Source organism: Pseudomonas veronii (assembly GCF_001439695.1).
Classification (GTDB): domain Bacteria; phylum Pseudomonadota; class Gammaproteobacteria; order Pseudomonadales; family Pseudomonadaceae; genus Aquipseudomonas; species Aquipseudomonas veronii.
Genome location: NZ_JYLL01000010.1, coordinates 149,053 through 170,327, shown reverse-complemented (window position 1 = coordinate 170,327; position 21,275 = coordinate 149,053). Strand labels below are relative to the sequence as shown.

Below are 21,275 nucleotides of genomic sequence, written 5' to 3'. Positions count from 1 at the left end.
CCCAAGCTCGGGTGTTTCAGCGCTTTTACGCAGATGAACAACGACCATGCGATGCGCTTTGGCCCTTACACCTTTCATCGCCAGCAGCGCCTGGTCAGCAAGGCGGGCATGCCCGTGCCGTTGGGCGGGCGCGCGCTGGACATCCTGGCGGTGCTGCTCGAAACGCCCGGGCAATTTGTCAGCAAAGACACCCTGATCGCCCGCGTCTGGCCGTGCAGCGTGGTGGAAGAGAACAACCTGCGGGTGCATATCGCCGCCCTGCGCCGTGCATTGGACGGTCGTCGCTACATTCTCAATGAACCCCAACGCGGCTATTGCCTGGTTGCGCCGCTGCAGGAGGCCGCTGGGAACGCGGCACCGCGGCACAACCTGGCGACCCGGCTCAGCCCGCTGATCGGTCGCGACGAACTGGTGGGGACGCTGGTCCGACGCCTGTCGGGGCAACGCCTGATGACCCTCACCGGAGGTGCTGGCGTCGGCAAGAGCAGCCTGGCCCTGGCGTTGGCCGAGCGTGTGTTGCCGCGTTATCGCGACGGCGTGTGGTGGCTGGATCTGGCCGGTGTCGATACGCCCACGGCAATGCTGCGCCAGTTGGCCGAGACCCTCGGGCTCGACGCGGCTGACAGTGCCGCGGCGCTCTTCCGTCAATTGGCCTCGCGCCAGTTATTGCTGGTGCTCGATGGCGCCGACGTGTTGCTCGGCGCCTGCCGTCATCTGGTGCGCGCGCTGCAGGCCAGCGCGCCTGGGGTGACGCTGTTGTTGAGCAGCCGCGAAGCCTTGCGGGTGCCCGGCGAGTGGGTGCAGCGCGTGCCTCGCCTGGCGCTGCCGATGCCGTCCGCCTGGGGCAGCGTCGAGCAGGCGATGGCCTACTCGGCGGTGCAGGTGTTCGTCGCGCGCGTGCGCGCCAGTCAGCAAGGGTTTGCCCTGCGGCCCCAGGACTTGCCGGCGCTGCGCGATATCTGCCGCCGGCTCGACGGTATTCCGTTGGCCCTCGAACTGGCGGCGGCCCAGGTCGATGCTCTCGGCGTGCAGGGCTTGCAGGTGCAATTGCGCAGCGGCCTGCAAGTGCTGGCGCGCGGTCGGCGCACGGCGCTGGAACGCCACCGATCCCTGGCGGCGGCCCTGGACTGGTCATACGAGCGCCTGAGCCTGCCGGAGCGTTGGCTGTTCCTGCAACTGGGCCTGTTCAAGATGGCGGTGAGCTTGCCCGTCCTGGGGCAGTTGATCGCCGGCACTGAGCTGGCTCACGCCGACCTGCCATACCTGCTGCGGCGACTGGTCGACATCTCGCTGCTGAGCGTGGAGCCCGGCCTCGGTCCCGAGCGTTACCGCTTGCTCAACAGCGTGCGCAGCTACGCCCTGGCGCAACTGCGCGACCCGCTGCAAGTGGCGCGCCTGCAGCAAGGGTATGGGCATTATCTGGGGGCGTTTTCAGGCCGGCCGTTTGTCCTGCAACTCGTCGAGCAGGCGGCGCACGCCGATTAGGTCCTGGGTGGCGAACCCTTCGCTGAATCGCCCGTAGACCGAGTCCAGCAACTCGCGAGCCGCTTGCCGGCGGTCTTGGCGCTGCCACAGCCGCGCCAGCGCGGTCGCACTGCGTAACTCCCAGGCCAGGGCGCCTTGCTGGTGCGCCAGGCCGAGTGCCTCGAGCAACAGCGCTTCTGCCGGGATGTCGTCACTGTGCTCGGCGCGCACCCGCAGGATCTCTGCTGTACACCAGCCGGCCGCGCCGCTTTTGGCGCGTTCGAACATCGCCGCGTCCAGCGCGCCCGCATTGAAGGTCACCAGGGTATCCGCGATCAGGCCGAGCCCGGGCATGGCTTGCGTCGGCGCTGCGCCCGCGTAGTGTCGGGCCCAGGTATGAAACAGCTGCACCGAGTGCTTTTGCGCTTGTTGCAACAACAGTTCCTGCAGCGAATGGGCCGCGGCCGCGTCGCCGTTGTAGCGGGCGATGACCACCCCGGCCAGGGCCAGGGTGTAGCAGATCGAGGTGCCGTGGTTGATCTGCAGCGCCAGTTCCAGGGCCTGGTTCGCGGTGCGCCAGGCACGCTCCGGGAACCCCCGCAGCCACAGGATGCGAGCGAGGATCGTCAGCGAGGCCACGCCCTGGTCGTACTGCACGCCGAAGCCATGGGTGAACCGGTTCAGATGGCCGCTGTGGGCCATGCGCTGGATCACCTGTTCGGCATTTTGCAGGGCCAATGCCTGGTGACCGGCAAAGTGCTGGGCCAGTACCCGCAGGCGCTGGGCGCTGAGGTCGAGCAAGGGGTCGGCCTGGGGGCCGAGTTGATCGAAGTGCAGGCTTTGCGCAAGTGCCTGGCGATAATTGCCGCAACACAGGTTGACCGCCATATGGCCCGACACCGCACGCAACTGGCCGCTCAAGTCGTTGTTCGCTTCGGCCAGGCGCCGCGCGTAGGCAAAGGCGTCAATGGTCTGCGGCGTACCGCCCTGGGTGTGATACGAAAAACTGCCCAGCGCCAGTTGCAACGCCATGTGCAAGTGCGGGTTCGGCGCGGGCGATTGCGCCAGCCGTGCGAGCGCCTTGCCCACGTACAGCCCGTGTTCCCCCAGCAATGACAGCTCCTGCCACAACGGCATCGCGCTGACCGTCAGGCGAATACCCAACAGGTGCGTGCCCTGGTCGCCCAGGCCCCAATCCAGTGCGGCGCGGATGTCTTCGCGCAGGGGCGCGTAGCGGTCGATCCAGGGCTGCGTCGCGGTCAGTTCCCAATCGTCCCGGGCCTGTTCCATCAAGGCCAGGCAGCGTGCGGCGTGGCGCTCGCGGGTGGTGTCGAGTTCAGCGGCCACGCTGAGCTTTTCCAGGGCGTAGGTGCGGGTGATGTCCAGCAGGCGGTAGACCATCTCGTCATCGCCGGGCTCGACATTGAGCAAGGACTTGGCCACCAGTTGGGTGATCGAACCCAGCACCTCGGCCGGTGCGATCTGTTCCCCAGCGATCACCGCCGCCGCGCTGGCCAGGCTGAAGCCGCCGCGAAACACGGCCAGGCGGCGCAGGCAGATCTGTTCGCAGGGCGCGAGCAGGTCGAAACTCCAGTCCAGCGTGGCGCGCAGCGTCTGTTGACGGGGCAGGGCACTGCGGCGGCCACGGGTCAGCAGGCGAAAGTTGTCTTCCATCTGCACCAGCAGGCCTTGCAGGCCGAAACGTTCGATCTGCGCCGCCACCAGTTCAATGGCCAGCGGGATACCGTCGAGGCGCTGGCAGATATCAATCGCCAATGGCAGTTCGGCTTCGCTGAGGGCGAAGCTGTCCTGATGGGACATGGCGCGCTCGATCAACAGTTGCAGGGCCGGATAGCCCAGCGCCTGGGCACGGTTGCCGGTGGCGGGCGGGCAGGCCAGCGGCTCCAGGCGCTGCACGTATTCACCCTCGGCGCGCAGTGCTTCGCGGCTGGTGGCGAGGATGTGAACGTTGGGCGCGTGGCGCAGCAGGGTCTCGCTGATCAGGGCGATGTCATCGAGCAGGTGTTCGCAGTTGTCGATCACCAACAGCAACTGGCGCGTGTGGAGACTGCGCGCGAGGGTCAACAGCGGCGCGTGTTCGTCGGGGGTGAGGTCGAGCAGGGCGGCGAGGTTGGGCAGGATCATCGACGGCGCGCTGAGGGGGGCGAGGTCGAGCAGGCGAATGCCGTCGCGGTAATGCCCGATCAGCAGCTCAGCGACACGCAGCGCGACCGTGGTCTTACCGATGCCTCCCGCGCCGGTCAGGGTGATAAAGCGTTGTTGCGGCAATTGCTGCACCAGCGCATCGATCAGCGCCTGGCGGCCGATCATCCGCGTGCTGCGCAGCGGCAGGTTGTGGGCCTGGCTTTGCGCACTGCCGTCGGTTGGAAGGGTCATCGGTTCGATGCTCAGTGGCGCAACAAAACTGTAACCGCGCTGGGCCACGGTGACGATATAGCGCTGCCCGGCCTGGCCATCGCCCAGGGCCTTGCGCAACGCCGCCATATGCACGCGCAGGTTGCCGTCTTCGACCACGCTTTTGGGCCAGACCCGCGCGATCAGTTCCTGCTTGCTCACCACATTGCCGGCCTGTTCCAGCAGGATCAGCAGGATGTCCACTGCCCGCCGTCCCAGGCGCAACGGCCGGCCAGCCTCCAGCACCAGGCGTTGGCGCGGGTGTATCCGATACGGGCCGAAGTGTACGGCCTGTTCGCTGAGGTCGTTCATGCCAGCGCGAGCTCTGAAAAAAGGGTTCGCCCAGCATATTCCACGCTTGCGCTGACCACTAGGCGGCAATCGCCTGCTTGCGACGCAATTGGTGATTACGCCAGGTCATCGGGTTGACGCCTTCGCTGCGCGTGAACATATGGCAGAAGTGCGCCTGGTCGCAGAAACCACATTCCAGGCTGATTTGCGTCAGGCTCAAGGACGTACCGGTGATCAACTCCTTGGCGCGCTGGATGCGCTGTTGGCGAATCCATTCCTGCGGCGACAGCCCGGTGGTGCATTTGAAGGCGCGGGAGAAGTGGCTGCGCGACAGTGCGCAGGCCTGGGCCAGGTCGGCAATCGCCAGGCTTTCGCCGAGGTTGGCGAGGATCAGTTGCTTGGCGATACGCTCGCGCCGGGGGCAGAGGCCGCCGGTCGCGCAGAAGCTTGGAGCACCGTGCTCAAGTCGGGCCATGACGAAATATCCGCAGTCGATGGGAGCGTTCCCGGTGAATGGATGCAGTGTAGACGGCCTCATTCTTGGTGCCGTGCCGTCCGACTGACGAGTTAATCGTTGTTAATTTCGCCAGTTGTTGGCGTGGAAAAGACAGCACAGGTGTGCAATCGCGCTCGCCGCGCCGCGTGCTTAGCTGGTGCTCTGTCAACTGTTTGGGAACCACCATGAACCGCAACGACCTGCGCCGCGTCGACATGAACCTGCTGGTGATTTTCGAAGCGCTGATGTTCGAGAAGAACCTGACCCGGGTCGCCGAAAAACTGTTTATGGGCCAACCAGCGGTGAGCGCGGCCTTGGGCCGTTTACGCGATTTGTTCGACGACCCGTTGCTGCTGCGCAATGGGCGCGGCATGGAGCCCACACCACGCGCAATGGCGATACTCAAGGAGCTGCAACCGGCCATGGACACCATCTCGAGCGCGGTCAGCCGCGCCAAGGATTTCGACCCTTCCACCAGCTGTGCGGTGTTCCGCATCGGCCTGTCCGATGACGCCGAATTCGGCCTGTTCCCGCCGTTGCTCAGCCAACTGCGCGACGAGGCACCGGGGATCGTGGTGGTGGTGCGCCGCGCCAATTACCTGTTGATGTCGTCGCTGCTGGCCAGTGGCGAGATCACCGTGGGAGTCAGCTACACCACGGATCTGCCGGCCAATGCCAAGCGCAAGAAACTGCGCGACATTCCGTGCAAGGTGCTGCGCGGCGATGGCGGCACCGCACCGCTGAGCCTGGACGAATACTGTGAACGGCCGCATGCCATGGTGTCGTTCTCGGGGGACTTGAGCGGCAATATCGACCTCGACCTGGCGCGCATCGGTCGGGCGCGCCGGGTGGTGCTGGCGGTGCCGCAATTCAGTGGCTTGCGGGCGTTACTGGCGGGCACGCAGATCATCGCGACCGTGCCGGACTACGCAGCGTGCGCCTTGACCGAAGGCACCACGTTGCGCGCGCAGGACCCACCGTTTGCGATCGACGCCGCAGAGCTGTCGATGGTGTGGAGCGGGGTGCATGACAACGACCCGGCGGAGCGCTGGTTGAGGAGCCGGATCAGCGCGCACATGTCCAGCTTCCCCGCGTAGGCGGCCCGGCAAGTCACCGCGCCAAACAGCACAAACATCCAATTCCGAATCGCCCGTCGCCGCCAAACTCGTCTCATCGCTCAGCTCTCCAGGGGGAAGAACACACCATGGACCCAACACCTGAAACCGGTTCCGACGAAGTCGTCACCCTGATCGTCAAACACCGGATCAAATCCGGCAGCGAGGCCAACTACGAAGCGTGGCTACGCCGCATAGTACGCATCGCCGGCGAACGCCCGGGCCACCTCGGCGTCGACGTCGTGCGCGGTAAACACGACGGCCTGTCGCTGTTCACCTGCGTGTTGCGCTACCGCTCCACCGACGACCTGCAACGCTGGCTCGACTCCCCCGAGCGCAAAACCCTGATCGAAGAAGCCGCGCCGATGCTGGCCGACGGCGACCACACCGAAATCGGTGCGGTCAACGAGTTCTGGTTCACCCCCCAAACCGACAGCGTCGCCAAACCGCCGCGCTGGAAACAGGCCGTGGTCACCCTGTGCGTGATCCTGCCGCTGACCCTGCTGGTACCGATCGTGTGGGGCCCGATATTGGGCCTGCACCCGTTCCTGTCCAACTACGTGGTCGCCACCTTCCTGATCACCCTGACCATCGTGTTGCTGGTGGTGTACCTGCTGATGCCGGCGGCTACCCGCCTGTTCGCTCCCTGGCTTGAAGCCTCTGTAAAGGAAACCCTATGAACGCCGATCTGATTTTGTTCAATGGCCAGTTCCACACCGTGGACCGTGAAAACCCACGCGCCACCGCCGTCGCCATTCGCCTGGGGCGCTTCGTGGCCGTGGGCACCGATGGCGAGGCCATGGCCCTGCGCGGCAGCGGCACCCAGGTCATCGACCTCAAGGGCCGCACGGTGATCCCCGGCCTCAACGACTCGCACCTGCACCTGATCCGTGGCGGCTTGAACTACAACCTCGAACTGCGCTGGGAAGGCGTGCCGTCCCTGGCCGATGCCTTGCGCATGCTCAAGGACCAGGCCGATCGCACCCCGACGCCGCAATGGGTGCGCGTGGTCGGCGGCTGGAACGAATTCCAGTTCGCCGAAAAGCGCATGCCGACCCTGGACGAGCTCAACCAAGCGGCGCCGGACACGCCGGTGTTCGTGCTGCACCTGTATGACCGCGCCTTGCTCAACCGCGCCGCCCTGCGCGTGGCCGGCTACACCAAGGACACCCCGAACCCGCCGGGCGGCGAGATCGTGCGTGACAGCAACGGCAACCCCACCGGCATGCTGGTGGCGCGGCCCAACGCGATGATCCTGTATGCGACCCTGGCCAAGGGCCCGAAACTGCCGTTGGAATACCAGGTCAACTCGACCCGCCAGTTCATGCGCGAACTCAATCGCCTCGGCCTGACCAGTGCGATCGACGCCGGCGGCGGCTTCCAGAACTACCCCGACGATTACGCGGTGATCGAGCAACTGGCCAAGGATGAACAGCTGACGGTACGTATCGCCTACAACCTGTTCACGCAGAAGCCCAAGGAAGAACTCAGCGACTTCAAGCACTGGACCGGCAGCGTCACCCTGCACCAGGGCGACGACTACCTGCGCCACAACGGCGCCGGCGAGATGCTGGTGTTCTCCGCCGCCGACTTCGAAGACTTCCTCGAACCGCGCCCGGACCTGCCGCTGAGCATGGAGCAGGAACTGGAGCCGGTGGTGCGCCACCTGGTCGAGCAGCGCTGGCCGTTCCGCCTGCACGCCACCTATAACGAGTCGATCTCGCGCATGCTCGATGTGTTCGAGAAGGTCAACCGCGACATCCCGTTCAATGGCCTGCCGTGGTTCTTCGACCACGCCGAAACCATCACCCCGCACAACATCGAGCGTGTGCGCGCCCTCGGCGGCGGGATTGCGATCCAGGACCGCATGGCGTTCCAGGGTGAGTACTTTGTCGAGCGCTACGGCGCCAAGGCCGCCGAAGCCACGCCGCCGATCAAACGCATGCTCGCCGAAGGTGTACCGGTCGGCGCGGGCACCGACGCCACGCGGGTGTCGAGCTACAACCCGTGGACCTCGCTGTACTGGATGGTCAGCGGCCGCACCGTGGGCGGCCTGGAGCTGCACGCCGAAGGCCTGCCGCGCCTGACCGCGCTGGAGCTGTTCACCCATGGCAGCGCCTGGTTCTCGTCCGAGCAGGGCAAGAAGGGCCAGATCAAGGTCGGCCAGTTGGCGGACGTCGCCGCGCTGTCGGCGGATTTTTTCAGCGTCGATGAAGAGGCCATCAAGTGGATCGAGTCGGTGCTGACCGTGGTCGGCGGCAAGGTGGTGTATGGCGCCGGCGACTTCGAAGATTTCGCACCGCCGCGCGTGCCGGTGCTGCCGGACTGGTCGCCGGTGGTCAAGGTGCCGGGGCACTGGCGTCCCGCTTCGCCGCTGCAGGCGCAGGCTCACCACTGCAGTGGCCCGTGTGGCGTGCATGCTCATGGCCATGAGAAAGCGCGTCTTTCCAACGTGCCGGTCAGCGACTTCCAGGGCTTCTGGGGTGCGTTTGGCTGCTCGTGCTTTGCGTTCTGATACCTAAACCCACAAAGGAGTTAACCCATGACTTACAAGCGCTTGAACAAAGATGACGCCGTGGTGCTGTTGGTGGATCACCAGACCGGCCTGATCTCCCTGGTGCAGGATTTCTCCCCCAACGAATTCAAGAACAACGTGCTGGCCCTGGCCGACGTGGCGAAGTTCTTCAACCTGCCGACCATCCTCACCACCAGCTTTGAAAGCGGCCCCAACGGCCCGCTGGTGCCCGAGCTCAAAGCACTGTTCCCGGACGCGCCGTACATCCCGCGCCCTGGCCAGATCAACGCCTGGGACAACGAAGACTTCGTCAAGGCGGTGAAGGCGACCGGCCGCAAGCAGATCATCATTGCCGGTGTGGTGACGGATGTGTGCGTAGCGTTCCCGACCCTGTGCGCTCTCTCCGAAGGCTTTGAGGTGTTCGTGGTCACCGACGCTTCCGGTACCTTCAACGAAACCGTGCAACAGGCTGCCTGGGCCCGTATGACCGCGGCCGGCGCGCAACTGGTGAACTGGTTCTCCGTGGCCTGCGAGCTGCAGGTTGACTGGCGCAACGACATGGAAGGCCTGGCCAACCTGCTGTCGCCGCGCATTCCCAACTACCGCAACCTGATGAACAGCTACTCGGCGTTCACCACCAAGTAACCCGACCTCGGGAATCTCGGTAATCCCCTGTGGGAGGGGGCTTGCCCCCGATAGCGGTGGATCAGTCATGCATGTAGTGGCTGACATATTGCTATCGGGGGCAAGCCCTCTCCCACTTTTGATTGTGTTGGCACATTAGGTTTGTGGTGCAGCACCTGACAGGCTATAAATCAGAAAAATGTCCACCGAGACGCGACAATGAATCCCTTCGAAGACATGCGCCTGTTTTGCCAGGTCATGGAATCCGGCAGTTTCACCGCCGCCGCCGAGCAATTGGGGCTGTCCAAGCAATTCGTCAGCCGCCGCCTGATCCAACTCGAAGACCGCCTCGGCGTGCGCCTGCTCAACCGCTCGACCCGCCGCCTGGATGTCACACCCCTGGGGCAGAGTTACTACGAATCGGCCTTGCGCCTGCTCAGCGAAGTCGAGCAGGTGGAGCAGGGCATTGCCGGGCAGAACAGCGAACCGCGCGGCACCATTCGCCTGAGTGCGCCGTTGTCGTTTGCCATGGCCCATCTGGGTTGCCTGTTGCCGCTGTTTTTGCAGCGCTATCCGCAGGTGTCGGTGGAAGTCGATCTGAGCGACCGCCCGGTGGACTTGATCGGCGAAGGCTACGATCTGGTGTTGCGCATCGGCATCCTCGAAGACTCCACCCTGATCGCCCGGCGTATCGCCAGCGTGCAGCGTGTGTACTGCGCCAGCCCCGAGTACCTTGCGTTGCGTGGCACACCGCAGAAACCCGACGACCTGACCGACCACGATTGCCTGCCCTACGGCCACGGCCGCCAGGTGCAATGGCGGTTCCAGAGCAAAGGCAAGCCGCAGTCGCTGAACGTCAGCGGGCGCATGCGCGTCAATAATGGCGAGTTGCTGCGCGACGCCGCCATCGCCGGGCTGGGCGTCACCTACCTGCCGACCTTTATCGTCGCCGATGCCTTGGCGGACGGGCGCCTGGTGACGCTGTTGCAAGACTTCGCCCCCGAGGCCCTGACGCTGTCGGCGGTGTACCCGCAGCACCGGCAGAGTTCGAGGCCGGTGCAGGCGCTGGTGGAGTTCCTGCGCGAGCGCCTGGCTAACGGCTGTTGAACAGCTGACGGATCAGGTTGGCCAGGAACGTAGCGGCAATCGCATCTTGGCCAGTGGTGGAAATCGCCGCGTATGCGGTGACCGCCGTACCCGCGGATAGGTGTACAGCGGGTGCCCGTCCGGCAACGGTTCCAGCGCCGTCGCGTGGAGAGAGGCCAGCCGCTCACGGATCACGGCGTTGAAGTCTTCATCCCGCTGGCTGGCAATAATCAGCGGGCTCATGTGCGTTCCTTCTGCCATTGGGCGAAGGCCGCCTTGCCGACGCCTTGCAGCACGGCATCGTTCTGCGGGGTATGGACGCGGCTGCACAACACGTCGCGGTAGTGGCGCTGCAGCGGGCTGTGGCGGGACAGACCGGGGTTGCCCGAGGCTTCGATCGCCAGCTCCACGGCGCGGATCGCGTTGCCGGTCACCAGGTACTTTAACTGCGCCGCATTGCCGGCCGGGGTATGCCCTTCGGCGGCGGCGTCGAGCAGGCTGCGGTTGGCAAACAGCAGGGTGTCGATATGCCCGACGGTTTCCTGGAAACGCGGCAATGTCGCCAGCGCGGCGCCGAGGTTGGACGGCTGGCGCGTTTGCAGCCAGTTCACCAGCCAATCGCGCGCGGCCTGGGCCACGGCGTCATACACCGACGACAGCAGCACTGACATCCACAGCAACCCCTCGGCATCCAGTTCCGGCTGCGGTGCGCTCCAGGGGCTGACGCTGACGGCGTGGTCGAGCGGCACCAGCACGTTGTCGAACACCACGTCATGGCTACAGGTAGCGCGCATGCCCAGGTGGTCCCAGCTGTCGATGATGCTTATGCCGGGGCTGTTTTTGGGGACCAGCCAGGCGCCTACCAGCGGGTCGGCATCGTCACTGCGCGCCCACACGCTGAACCAGCTCAGGCCGTGGCTGCCGGTGGAGTAGAGCTTGCGCCCGCTGATGCGCCAGCCTTCAGGGCTGCGCACCGCGGTGGTCGCCGGCAGGCCGCCGCGGGCGGGGGTGCCGAGGTCCGGCTCGACGCGCAGCGCGTTGATCAACGCACCGTGGCGTACCGCGTCTTCGGCGACTTTTACACGCAGGTGCGCGGGCCAGGTTTTGCTGTCTTGCAGGCGCGTGTGTTGCAGGTACTGCATCACCAGGATCAGCGCGGTAGAGGGTTCGCCCTTGGCAATCGCGCTGATGGCTTTGCGTGCCTGGGCCAGGCTGGCGCCGCCGCCACCGAGGGCCTTGGGCACGGTGAGGGCGAGCAGGCCGTGTTCATGCAGCCGTTTGAAGTTGGCGTGGGGGAAGGCGCCGCTCTCGTCGAAAAGCTGAGCGCTGCCGGCCAGTTCGGCGCTGAGACGGTCGAGCAGGGCGTCGAAGTTGGCGACTTCCACGGCGCGCAAGGACGGTGGCGAGGATGACGTCATGATGCATGGACTCGGTCAGAAATCGGGCAGCGGGCTGGCTCCCCGATGTGGAGGGGTTCGCTCATGCCAATGCCTCCTGCTGTGCTTCGACCTCGGCGGCGACGCTGTAGCGGTTGGCCGGTACGTCCAGGCCGAGGTTGTCGCGCAGGGTCTGGCCGCTGTATTCGCTGCGGAACAGGCCGCGCTGTTGCAGCAGTGGCACCACCCGTTCGGTGAAGTATTGCAAGCCATCGGGCAGCACCGAATTGACGATGAAACCATCGCTGGCGCCGGTCTCGAACCAGGTCTGGATCGTATCGGCGACGTGCTCCGGGGTGCCGACAAAATCACGCTTGGGCCGCGAGAAATGCAAGGCCACTTCGCGCAGGGTCAGGCCTTTGTCCCGGGCCAGTTGCTTGATGTGGTCGGAGCCGCCTTTCTGGCTGTTGGAACCCAGCTCGCCCAACTCGGGGAACGGTTCGTCCAGCGAGTACTGGCTGAAGTCATGGTCGTTGAACGGGCGACCGAGGGCGACAATCGCATCTTCCACGGTCACCAGGTCCACTGCCTGCTGATAGCGGCGTTCCACTTCGGCGGCGTCGCGGCCGACAATCGGGCGGATACCCGGCAGGATCGACAGGCTGTCGGCGTCGCGGCCGAAGCCTGTGGCGCGGCGTTTGAGGTCTTGGGTGTAGGCCAGGCCGTCTTCGATGCTGTCGACATGTACAAAGATCGCATCAGCATGCTCGGCGGCGAAGTTGCGCCCGTCCTCTGAGGTGCCGGCCTGGAAAATCGCCGGCTGGCCCTGGCGTGAACGGGCGATGTTGAGCGGGCCTTTCACCGAGAAAAACTCGCCCTGGTGATTCAGCGTGTGCAGTTTGTGCGGGGTGAAGAACTCACCGCTTTGCTTGTTGTAGGCAAAGGCGTCGTCTTCCCAGGAGTCCCACAACCCCTTGACCACATTCAGGTGTTCCCTGGCGATGCGATAGCGCACCGCATGCGGCGGGTGCTCGGCCTTGCCGAAGTTATCGGCGGTGCCGCTCAGCCACGAGGTGACTACGTTCCAGCCGGCGCGGCCGCCGCTGATGTGGTCCAGCGAGGCGAACTGACGTGCGACCTGGTAGGGCTCGGTGTAGCTGACGGTGACGGTGGCGACCAGGCCGATATGCGTGGTCAACGCGGCCAGGGCCGAGAGGATGGTCAGCGGTTCGAACCGGTTGAGGTAATGCGGGCTGGATTTGGTATGGATGTGCAGGCTGTCGGCGATGAACACGAAGTCGAACTTGGCGGTTTCGGCCAGTTCAGTCTGCTGTTTGTAGAACGCAAAATTCGTACTGGCATTCGGTTGCGCCTGTGGGTGGCGCCATTCGCCCCAGCCGTGGCCGACACCGTGGACCATGGCGCCGAGTTTCAATTGACGTGGCTTGCTCATGTTCTGCTCCTGTTAACGCGATGCTTGGTTTTGGGGGGCACGCTTGGCGTTAAAGCTCTTGTCGAAACCCTGCGACACGTCGATGTGCCGGGGCAGCAGGCCTTCTTGTTGGTAGGTGTCGGCGGTCGCTTGCAGGCCGCTGATCACGGCGTCGTCAATCAGTACCGGGGTCAGGTGGGTTTCTTTGGCCACGGCCACATGCACGGCCAGCGGCAGCCCGGTGATTTTGCTCTGGGCGGCGGCGTATTCGTTGGGGTGCGTATTGGCCCAGGCGTAGGCGCGGTCGACGCGTGCGACAAAGTCGTCGAGCTGCGCGCGTTTTTCGCTGATGGCCTGGCTGGTTGCCGCGAGGTACAGGTGATTGCTCAACAGCGTGTTGCCGCTGGCCACAATCCGCGCCTGGCTTTGTGAGGTGACCACGGTGGTGTAGGGGTCCCAGGTCGACCAGGCATCGGCGCTGCCATTGTCCAGCACCAGGCGCGATTCGCTGGGCAGCAGGAAAATGAACTGCACGTCCTGGGTGGTCAGGCCGGCGCTGGCCAGGGCCTTGATCGCCAGGTAATGCCCGATGGAGCCACGGCCTGTCACGATGCGCTTGCCTTTGAGGTCCGCCACGGTCTTGATGGGTGAGTCCTTCGGCACCAGCAGGGCGGTGGTGCTACGCCCGTCGGCGTGGATGATGCTGACCACCTTGAGCGCTGCACCGGCACCGAGGGCGAACACATACGGTGCATCGCCCAGCGCACCGATATCCACGGCGCCAGCATTCAAGGCTTCACCCAGCGGCGAGGCGGACGGAAATTCCGCCCACTGGATTTCATAGGGCACATTCTTGGCTTCGCCGGAGACTTCCAGCAGCGCCTTGATCGTCGATTTCTGATTGGCCACCCGCAGCGGTTGCAGGTCGGCGGCATGGGCGCCGGTGCTCAGGCCGAAGGCCAGTGCGGTGCCCAGGAGCAGGCGTTTGAACGGGGAGGCAAAGACCATGGGATACAGGCTCCAGGCAGATCAAGAAAGGGTTCGGCTACCTCCGCCTGGAGAAGGGGTCGGTGAGGGGTTAACGTTATTCCCATAAAAACCTGCTGTGAAGTTCTTTTTGGTTATATGGTAATTATTAAAATAACTGATTATCTGGTTTATGATTATTCCTTTGATGCATTTAGTTTGGCTGCTGATTCGGAGTATTCCTACGAGCGCATCGGAAAGTCTCACCTGAGCAAGGCAACCACCGCGTGATTTGATCCGGGTCTTTTTCAAACACGGATCGTTGCGCATGACTGACACGCCTTGGGCCGCCCGCGAGGGCGATGCGCTTCTGCACAGTTCCATGCTGGCCGACGTTTTAGGCGGAGTTCTGGAGATTGCCGCCAATGTGGCCGTGACCGCATTGGCGACAGCGGCGGTGGTTGCGGCGACGGGTGTCACCGTGGCGACTGGCGGCCTCGGCTGCGTTGTACTCGGCGCCGTGGTGGGTGCGGTGGTCGGCGTCGGCATGAGCAAAACCGGCGCGGATAAAGGCCTCTCACGATTATGTGAGTCTTTCGCCAATGCCCTGTTTCCTCCCGTCATCGACGCCTTTATCAGCAGCGGCTCGCCCAACGTATTCATCAACGGCAAACCCGCGGCGCGGGCGGCTGGCAAGATCTCGGATGTAATCGCAGCGCCAGAGGGTGAGCCTACTTATCTGGATATCGCTGAAGGCTTTTTCTCTCAGCTATGGCGCCCGACAGTCGCTACGCCGGCCTTGGGCGCCGTGCCTTGTCCTGGCGATAAAGTCGACTGCGATAAACACCCGCCGATGCCAGAGCAGTACATGGCCGAGGGTTCCAGTCGCGTATTTATCAACGGCCAGCCCGCCGTGCGCAGTGGGGATCGCAGCACGTGCGAGGCCAAGGTTGGGACGGCGCAGGTTTCGCCGAATGTGATCATCGGCGGCGCCCCGATCGTCGTCCGCGAGATTCGCAGCGGCAAGACGCCCGGTGTCGGGCTGGCGGTGACGGCGCTGCTGACGTTGCGCGGCGGTGGCGCGAAGTTTTTCAGCAAGCTGCCGTGCATGGTGGTGAGCGGGCTGGTGTCGTGGGGCAGCGGCCAGGTAAGCAATGCCATTACCTCGGCGGTCGCCGGTTCGCCCAACCCGGTACACAGCGCCACGGGGGCGAAAATTCTCGACGGTGAGGACGACTTGGACTTCACCCTGCCTGGCCTGTTGCCGATCGAGTGGCAGCGCTACTACAGCAGTCGGGACGAACGCCGCGATGGCCTGTTCGGCTCCGGTTGGAGTGTGATCTACGAGGTTTTCCTCGAGATAGGAGGGCTTGCTGAGGGCGGCGAGCGCCTGATCTACACCGACGAGCAGGCCCGGCAGATCGATATGGGCGTGATCCCCTTGGGCGGCGCGGTGTTCAGCGCGGGCGAAGGCCTGAGCGTGCGGCGCCATGTCAACGGGCAGGTGCTGATTGAAAGCGTCGACGGTATTTATCGGCTGTTCGAACCAACGCCAGGCAACCCGTTGCACCTGCGGCTGAGCCAGTTGGGGGACCGCAATGACAACCGCATCCTCCTCGACTACGACGCCCAAGGTCGCCTGAGCCAGTTACGCGATTCCTTCAATGATGTACGACTCGAACTGGGCTACAGCCTGCAATGGCCCGGCCGGGTCGGGCAGATTGACCGCCTGTTCCCCGATCACAGCCGCGAAGTGTTAGTCAGCTACCACTACGATGCCGCTGGCGACCTGACCGAAGTTCGCGATGCTGCCGGGCATGTGCAGCGCCGCTTTGCCTACGACAGCGGCCAGCGCATGGTCGAGCACCAACGGCCCACCGGACTGCGTTGCTATTACCAGTGGGCCTGTGTGGAAGACGCCGAATGGCGCGTGGTCCGACACTGGACCGACGAGGGCGACGACTACCAGTTCGACTATGACCTACACGCTGGGATCACGCAGATTACCGATGGTTTGCAACGGGTCAGCACCCGTCGGTGGAATGCCCAGTACCAGATCACCGAGTACACCGACAACCTCGGCCAAACCTGGCAATTCGACTGGAATGACGAGCGCCAGTTGCTCGGCGCCACCGACCCTCAGGGCGGTCAGTGGACGTTCGGTTACGACGAGTCCGGCAACCTGTGCGAGACGCAAGATCCGCTGGGGCGTATCGAATCCACCGTGTGGCTGGAGCATTGGTCGCTGCCATTGGTGGAAACCGATGCCGCCGGACAGGTTTGGCAATACCGGTACGACCCGCGCGGCAACTGCGTCAGCGAAATCGATCCACTTGGTCAGATAACGCGCTATCGATACGACCGCTTTGGCCAAGCAGTGGAAATCATCGACGCCACCGGCAAAAGTAAAAAGCTGCGCTGGAACCCGTTCGGGCAACTGGTCGAGCATGTCGATTGCTCGGGCTACCCCACGCGCTTTCGCTACGACGAGCGCGGCTATTTGCAGGTCATCACCGACGCCCTCGGCGAACGCACTCAATTCAGCTATGACGCCAACGGGCGTTTGCTCAGCAGCCAACTGCCGGACGGACGCATTGAGCGCTATCAGCGCGATGTCAGCGGTCAGTTGGTGGGCTACACCGACCCGGCCGGGCACACCACGCTCTACCAGCACAACCGTCGCGGTCAGGTACGCCAGCGCACCGACGCCCATGGCCGGCAGGTGCAATTCGGCTATGACAGCTATGGGCGGCTGCAAGCGCTGGTCAACGAGAACGGCGAAAGCTATCGGTTCGCGTGGGATGCCGGGGATCGGCTGACCCAACAACAAGACCTCGACGGCAGCGCCAAGCGCTACACCTACGACCGGCTGGATAACATCACGGCAGTGACCGCCGTTGCGGCGCCTTATGGCAATGGCTTGGCGGTGGTTCCCGAGATGCCAGCGCCCCCCATCGTTCATAGGCTGGAGCGCGATGTGGTTGGCCGGTTGATTGCCAAGACCACCGACGATGGCCGCACCGACTACAGCTACGATGCGGTGGACCAGCTAACCGCCGTCACCTTCAGCGACTTGCAGGGCAATACCCAGGCTCTTGGTTTCGCTTACGACGCCCTTGGCCAGTTGCTTGCCGAACAAAGTTCAGCGGGCAATCTGCACCATCACTACGACGAACTCGGCAACCTGATCCAAACCCAACTGCCCGACGGCCGCTGGCTCAATCGCCTCTACTATGGCAGCGGCCACCTGCACCAGCTCAACCTCGACGGCCAGGTCATCAGCGACTTCGAACGCGACCGCCTGCACCGCGAAGTGCTGCGCACCCAAGGCCAACTCAGCACCCGCAGCGAATACGACCGCAGCGGCCGCCTGCGCGCACGCCAGCGCCGCCACGCCAGCCAGCCCTCGTTGATGCCGGCGGCCACACAAAAACACTTCGAGTACGACCCCGCCGACAACCTGATCGGCAAACTCGACCAGCAACCCGCCGCGCAACATCGCCAACTGCTGCACTACGACGCCACCGGCCGCATCATCGCCAGCCAGGACAACCTGCGCGGCCAGCGCGAAACCTTCGCCTACGACGCGGCCGCCAACCTGCTCGACGGCCCGCAAACCGGCGCCGGGCTGGTGGTGCATAACAAACTGCTGACCTACCAGGACAAGCGTTACCGCTACGACGGCTTTGGCCGACTGATCGAAAAACGCAGCGCCGCACGGGGTTTGCAGCGCTTTGCCTACGACGCTGAACACCGCTTGATCGAAGTACGCAGCCAGAAGAACGGGCGCGAAACGCTGGTGAACATGACCTACGACCCGCTCGGTCGACGCATCACCAAAACCGAACACGACAGCCGGGGTTATGCGCTGGGAGAAACCCGATTCACCTGGGATGGCCTGCGTTTGTTGCAGGAGCATAAACACAGCCAGACCAGCCTTTACGTCTACGCAGACGAAGGCTACGAACCCTTAGCGCGAGTCGACGGCATCGGCCCGCTGCAAAAAATCCGCTACTACCACAACGACCTTAACGGCTTGCCGGAACAATTGACCGAAGGCGACGGGCACAACGTCTGGCGCGCGACTTATCGGGTGTGGGGCAATACGCTGGAGGAGGTGCGTGAGCCTTATTACATTGAAGAGCAGAACCTGCGATTTCAGGGACAGTATCTGGATCGGGAGACGGGGCTGCATTTCAATACGTTCAGGTTTTATGATCCGGATGTGGGGCGGTTTACGACGCCTGATCCGATTGGATTGGATGGAGGCGTCAATTTTTACCAGTACGCCCCGAATCCAATATCCTGGATTGATCCATGGGGGCTAGCTCCCGAACTATATTATCTGATTGCGAAGAAGAACGGCTTTTATGATGAAATGGAGTGGGGTTTTAAAAAGCCAGTAGGCCAAGTCTATTTGAAAAAAGGCGAAGTGTGGAAGGTCGGGGAAACCATCAACCCGAACAGGCGATATACATATAAGTGGCTTAAAGATAAAAACCTTGCGTACAAACGCATTATGGCTGCCCCAGCGAAGGGCAACCTGCAGATATGGGAAAGGTTAAAGATCGGAAAATATTTCAAACGCCGAGGTAAGCTGCCTCCGGGTAACAAATGCAGACACTGACTTGAGGATTGCTTTATGCGAATAGATACAACATCTGACTCACCGAGCTGGACAAAAGTCTTTGAAATCAGTGACGAGCTAAATAGCTTGAGTAAGATTCTTGAAAAAAAGTACCCCTCACTCGACTGGGAACTGGTGGTCTGCCTGCGATGCTTGCCGAAGGATCTGAAAAGACAAACATTTTGTCGTTACTACGCCAAAGACAAGATGTTCGGGCTGGATATCGCTATGGATGAGGAAGACTTCATTTCATTGAAAAAAGATAAGGCCGCCCAGCGCAGATTAATAGGTGCTGCGTTCATTAAGTTTTTTGTTGAGAGCATTAAAAAGTACGAAAAAAAACTCCCCGATCTGCAACCGGTTTCAGCACAGCTGATCGCGGATGTGCAGCAATGGTGTTCCGAAAAAGAATGGACCGCTTGAAATTTAACGATTGAACGGGGATCACCCGAGCATTTGAACCCCATTGCGCTCAAACCAGCCTGTATCTTTATGAGGACGATGGCTATACACCGCTGGCCCAGGTTGATGGCATGGGCGAACACCAGAGCGTGCGCTACTACCACAACGACTTGAATGGGTTGCCGGAACAGTTGACCGAAGCCGACGGGAAAACGGTGTGGCGGGCGCGGTATCAGGTGTGGGGGAATGCGGTAGAAGAGGTACGTGAGCCTTACTTTATCGAAGAGCAGAACCTGCGATTTCAGGGACAGTATCTGGATCGGGAGACGGGGCTGCATTTCAATACGTTCAGGTTTTATGATCCAGATGTGGGGCGGTTTACGACGCCTGATCCGATTGGGTTGGCGGGTGGATTCAATTTGTACGCGTTCGTTTTGAACCCATTCACCTGGCTGGACCCTCTAGGCCTTGCCGGCTGTACGCTGAGCAAAACCCGGTCAAAACAGTACGACTACAAGCTGAGATTGAAGCGTTCGGAGTACCCGCAGACATTCGGTCATATTGATGGTGCAATTAAGAAAGGCCACCCCTACATTGTGACCATTCAACGCGACGCCGCTAAGCTCAACCGCAAACTCAGCTTGAAAGATATAAAAACCAAGACAGACAAGGATCGAGATGAATGGCCGATGGCAATGTTCAAAGAAGGTGGTAGTGGCGCCAGCGTCAAGTACATCGGTCCTAGCGATAATCGGGGTGCTGGCTCGAGCATTGGCAATGCCCTATCCGACCTACCCAATGGGACCAGAGTTAAACTCGAGGTTTACTGATGACAAATAAAGATCAATCTGTGGATCTACTAATATCCCACAGCCAAGTTCAATTTCGCTCACGCCCCTTTGACGAGGCTTCAAGCCAATGGGGTAAGGTTAATCTGGAGCAAGGTGCCGTTGTTCATAACGACTATGTTGTGTTTGACCCTATTCCCGAAGACGCATTCGGTGCGAACATACATCTAAAACTGGCAAGCGATTTCGATCTTGATGAAACCGCCCAGCGGTGCATTGTCGTACCGTTTCATGTGACAGATCCCAATCATGTGGAAATTTCATCCGCCGCTGAGAAATTCAAAGTCGAGCTTGATCTAGAAAAACGTGACTATGCGTTGTATTTCGAGGTCTGCGAAGGCGACGAGATTTTTTACAAGATCACGCTGATTCCATCCGAGGGAAAAGTTCCAGCCAAGTATCTACTGGATGACCCTTGGGGTGGGGAGAAAGACCAGATACTAGTGGAAGGACTTCGTTAAAGGTTTGTGTTGAGACCCAGCCTCATCCCGAAAGCGGCGAGACTATTGTCTACACCGACGAACAGGGTCGACCCATCGACATAGGCTCTATTACATTAGGCAGCGCGGTGTTCAGTGCGAGGTAAGGCGTCACTCGCATCGAGCGTTTTTATACCGATCAACGCCGTGAAGTACTCGTGGGCTATGGCTACAACGCCGAAAGCCGACTGATTGAAGTCCGCAATGAAAACGGCAGCGTGGTCAGGATGACCTATAACCCGCTGGGCCGACGCGTTAAAAAAACCGAGCATGGCCGCGACGGCTATCCGCCGGGCGAGACGCGGTTCATGTGGGATGGCCTGCGGTTGTTGCAGGAACATAAACACAGTCAAACAAGCCTGTACGTCTACGAAGACGAAGGCTACGAACCCTTAGCGCGAGTCGACGGCATTGGCCCGCTGCAAAAAATCCGCTACTACCACAACGACCTCAACGGCTTGCCGGAACAATTGACCGAAGGCGACGGGCACAACGTCTGGCGCGCGACTTATCGGGTGTGGGGTAACACGCTGGAGGAGGTGCGTGAACCTTATTACATTGAAGAGCAAAACCTGCGATTTCAGGGGCAGTATCTGGATCGGGAGACGGGGCTGCACTACAACACGTTCAGGTTTTATGACCCGGATGTGGGGCGGTTTACGACGCCGGATCCGATTGGGTTGGAAGGAGGCCTCAATCTTTACCAATACGCGCCAAACCCAATTGGATGGGCCGATCCATGGGGCTGGGCGTATGCAGGGGTGGACTTTACTGGCGGCAGTGACCTCTTCCCAACCACAGGCTCACAACGAAATATCGTTACCATCAAGATGCAAGGCCGCAGAACGCGAGATTTCACCCAAGCCTTCAAAGAGGCAGGCATTCCCAAAAGCGCTGCAACGGGCTACACCTGGCACCATGTTGATGACTTCAACCCCAAAACGGGTACAACGACCATGCAGTTGGTCAAAACCTCTGCCCATGAAGCCTCGTTCCCGCATGGCGGATCGGTCACGCAGTTCGAAAAACACTTCAAGGTTAACTACGACAAAGGCGAAGCAGTCCTTGCGGCCTCCAAAAAGGGTTGGCTGGCGAACAAAATCCCCAAAAACAAACTCAAACCTGGGCGCTGCTCATGA

At 62.1% G+C, this 21,275-nt stretch carries 15 protein-coding genes and 3 pseudogenes; 12 read left to right on the top strand and 6 right to left on the bottom strand.

Features of this window, described 5'->3' with window-relative positions; translation table 11 throughout:
- Positions 1-33: 33 nt before the first annotated feature.
- Complete coding sequence (locus TU80_RS15350; RefSeq protein WP_057004842.1) at positions 34-1,485, top strand: ATP-binding protein; 1,452 nt, start codon at positions 34-36, stop codon at positions 1,483-1,485.
- On the opposite strand, the gene TU80_RS15345 is transcribed toward TU80_RS15350, so the two are convergent.
- Together TU80_RS15345 and TU80_RS15340 are read right to left on the bottom strand one after the other, a co-directional pair.
- The gene (locus TU80_RS15345) at positions 1,432-4,191 is read right to left on the bottom strand and encodes an ATP-binding protein (RefSeq protein WP_057004841.1); all 2,760 of its coding nucleotides are present in this window, start codon (positions 4,189-4,191) and stop codon (positions 1,432-1,434) included. The two genes, TU80_RS15350 and TU80_RS15345, sit on opposite strands and share 54 nt — an antisense overlap.
- Before the next feature lie 58 nt (positions 4,192-4,249).
- Positions 4,250-4,645, bottom strand: coding sequence for a helix-turn-helix domain-containing protein (locus TU80_RS15340; protein WP_046383864.1), 396 nt, complete (start codon positions 4,643-4,645; stop codon positions 4,250-4,252).
- A 206-nt stretch (positions 4,646-4,851) separates the two neighbouring features.
- Here TU80_RS15340 and TU80_RS15335 point away from each other — a divergent pair, with 206 nt between their 5' ends.
- From TU80_RS15335 to TU80_RS15315, 5 genes are all read left to right on the top strand, one after another.
- Entirely contained in the window at positions 4,852-5,763 is a 912-nt protein-coding gene (locus tag TU80_RS15335; RefSeq protein ID WP_046383863.1) for a LysR substrate-binding domain-containing protein, read from the top strand.
- A 107-nt stretch (positions 5,764-5,870) separates the two neighbouring features.
- Positions 5,871-6,461, top strand: a complete 591-nt coding sequence (locus tag TU80_RS15330; protein ID WP_057004840.1) for an antibiotic biosynthesis monooxygenase — start codon at positions 5,871-5,873, stop codon at positions 6,459-6,461.
- A complete protein-coding gene (locus tag TU80_RS15325) occupies positions 6,458-8,296 on the top strand; it encodes an amidohydrolase (protein WP_057004839.1) in 1,839 nt (612 codons plus the stop codon). Before TU80_RS15330 ends, TU80_RS15325 begins: the two co-directional genes overlap by 4 nt.
- Positions 8,297-8,323: 27 nt before the next feature.
- Complete coding sequence (gene ycaC, locus TU80_RS15320; protein ID WP_057004838.1) at positions 8,324-8,941, top strand: isochorismate family cysteine hydrolase YcaC; 618 nt, start codon at positions 8,324-8,326, stop codon at positions 8,939-8,941.
- A 198-nt stretch (positions 8,942-9,139) separates the two neighbouring features.
- Complete coding sequence (locus TU80_RS15315) at positions 9,140-10,027, top strand: LysR family transcriptional regulator (protein WP_046488517.1); 888 nt, start codon at positions 9,140-9,142, stop codon at positions 10,025-10,027.
- Here the strand turns inward: TU80_RS15315 and TU80_RS15310 are convergent.
- The 4 genes and pseudogenes from TU80_RS15310 to TU80_RS15295 form a co-directional block, all read right to left on the bottom strand.
- Positions 10,014-10,186 (bottom strand): annotated as a pseudogene (locus TU80_RS15310) (dihydrofolate reductase); the annotation flags it as partial. The gene TU80_RS15315 and the pseudogene TU80_RS15310 sit on opposite strands and share 14 nt — an antisense overlap.
- Positions 10,187-10,245: 59 nt before the next feature.
- Complete coding sequence (locus tag TU80_RS15305; RefSeq protein ID WP_057004836.1) at positions 10,246-11,424, bottom strand: acyl-CoA dehydrogenase family protein; 1,179 nt, start codon at positions 11,422-11,424, stop codon at positions 10,246-10,248.
- Between the two features lie 61 nt (positions 11,425-11,485).
- Positions 11,486-12,835, bottom strand: coding sequence for an LLM class flavin-dependent oxidoreductase (locus tag TU80_RS15300; protein WP_057004835.1), 1,350 nt, complete (start codon positions 12,833-12,835; stop codon positions 11,486-11,488).
- Positions 12,836-12,847: 12 nt separating this feature from the next.
- Positions 12,848-13,822, bottom strand: coding sequence for an ABC transporter substrate-binding protein (locus TU80_RS15295; protein ID WP_046488508.1), 975 nt, complete (start codon positions 13,820-13,822; stop codon positions 12,848-12,850).
- Positions 13,823-14,108: 286 nt separating this feature from the next.
- Here TU80_RS15295 and TU80_RS15290 point away from each other — a divergent pair, with 286 nt between their 5' ends.
- The 6 genes and pseudogenes from TU80_RS15290 to TU80_RS15270 all read left to right on the top strand — a co-directional run.
- Positions 14,109-18,407, top strand: a complete 4,299-nt coding sequence (locus TU80_RS15290; protein WP_057004834.1) for an RHS repeat-associated core domain-containing protein — start codon at positions 14,109-14,111, stop codon at positions 18,405-18,407.
- Between the two features lie 15 nt (positions 18,408-18,422).
- A complete protein-coding gene (locus tag TU80_RS15285; protein ID WP_057004833.1) occupies positions 18,423-18,830 on the top strand; it encodes an Imm44 family immunity protein in 408 nt (135 codons plus the stop codon).
- A gap of 47 nt (positions 18,831-18,877) precedes the next feature.
- Positions 18,878-19,288 (top strand): annotated as a pseudogene (locus TU80_RS33965) (RHS repeat-associated core domain-containing protein); the annotation flags it as partial.
- 117 nt (positions 19,289-19,405) lie between these two features.
- On the top strand, positions 19,406-19,639 hold the full coding sequence (locus tag TU80_RS33960; protein WP_420902703.1) for a NucA/NucB deoxyribonuclease domain-containing protein: 234 nt from the start codon (positions 19,406-19,408) through the stop codon (positions 19,637-19,639).
- Entirely contained in the window at positions 19,639-20,118 is a 480-nt protein-coding gene (comJ, locus tag TU80_RS15275) for a competence protein ComJ (protein WP_057004831.1), read from the top strand. Before TU80_RS33960 ends, comJ begins: the two co-directional genes overlap by 1 nt.
- A 182-nt stretch (positions 20,119-20,300) precedes the next feature.
- Positions 20,301-21,275 (top strand): annotated as a pseudogene (locus tag TU80_RS15270) (RHS repeat-associated core domain-containing protein); the annotation flags it as partial.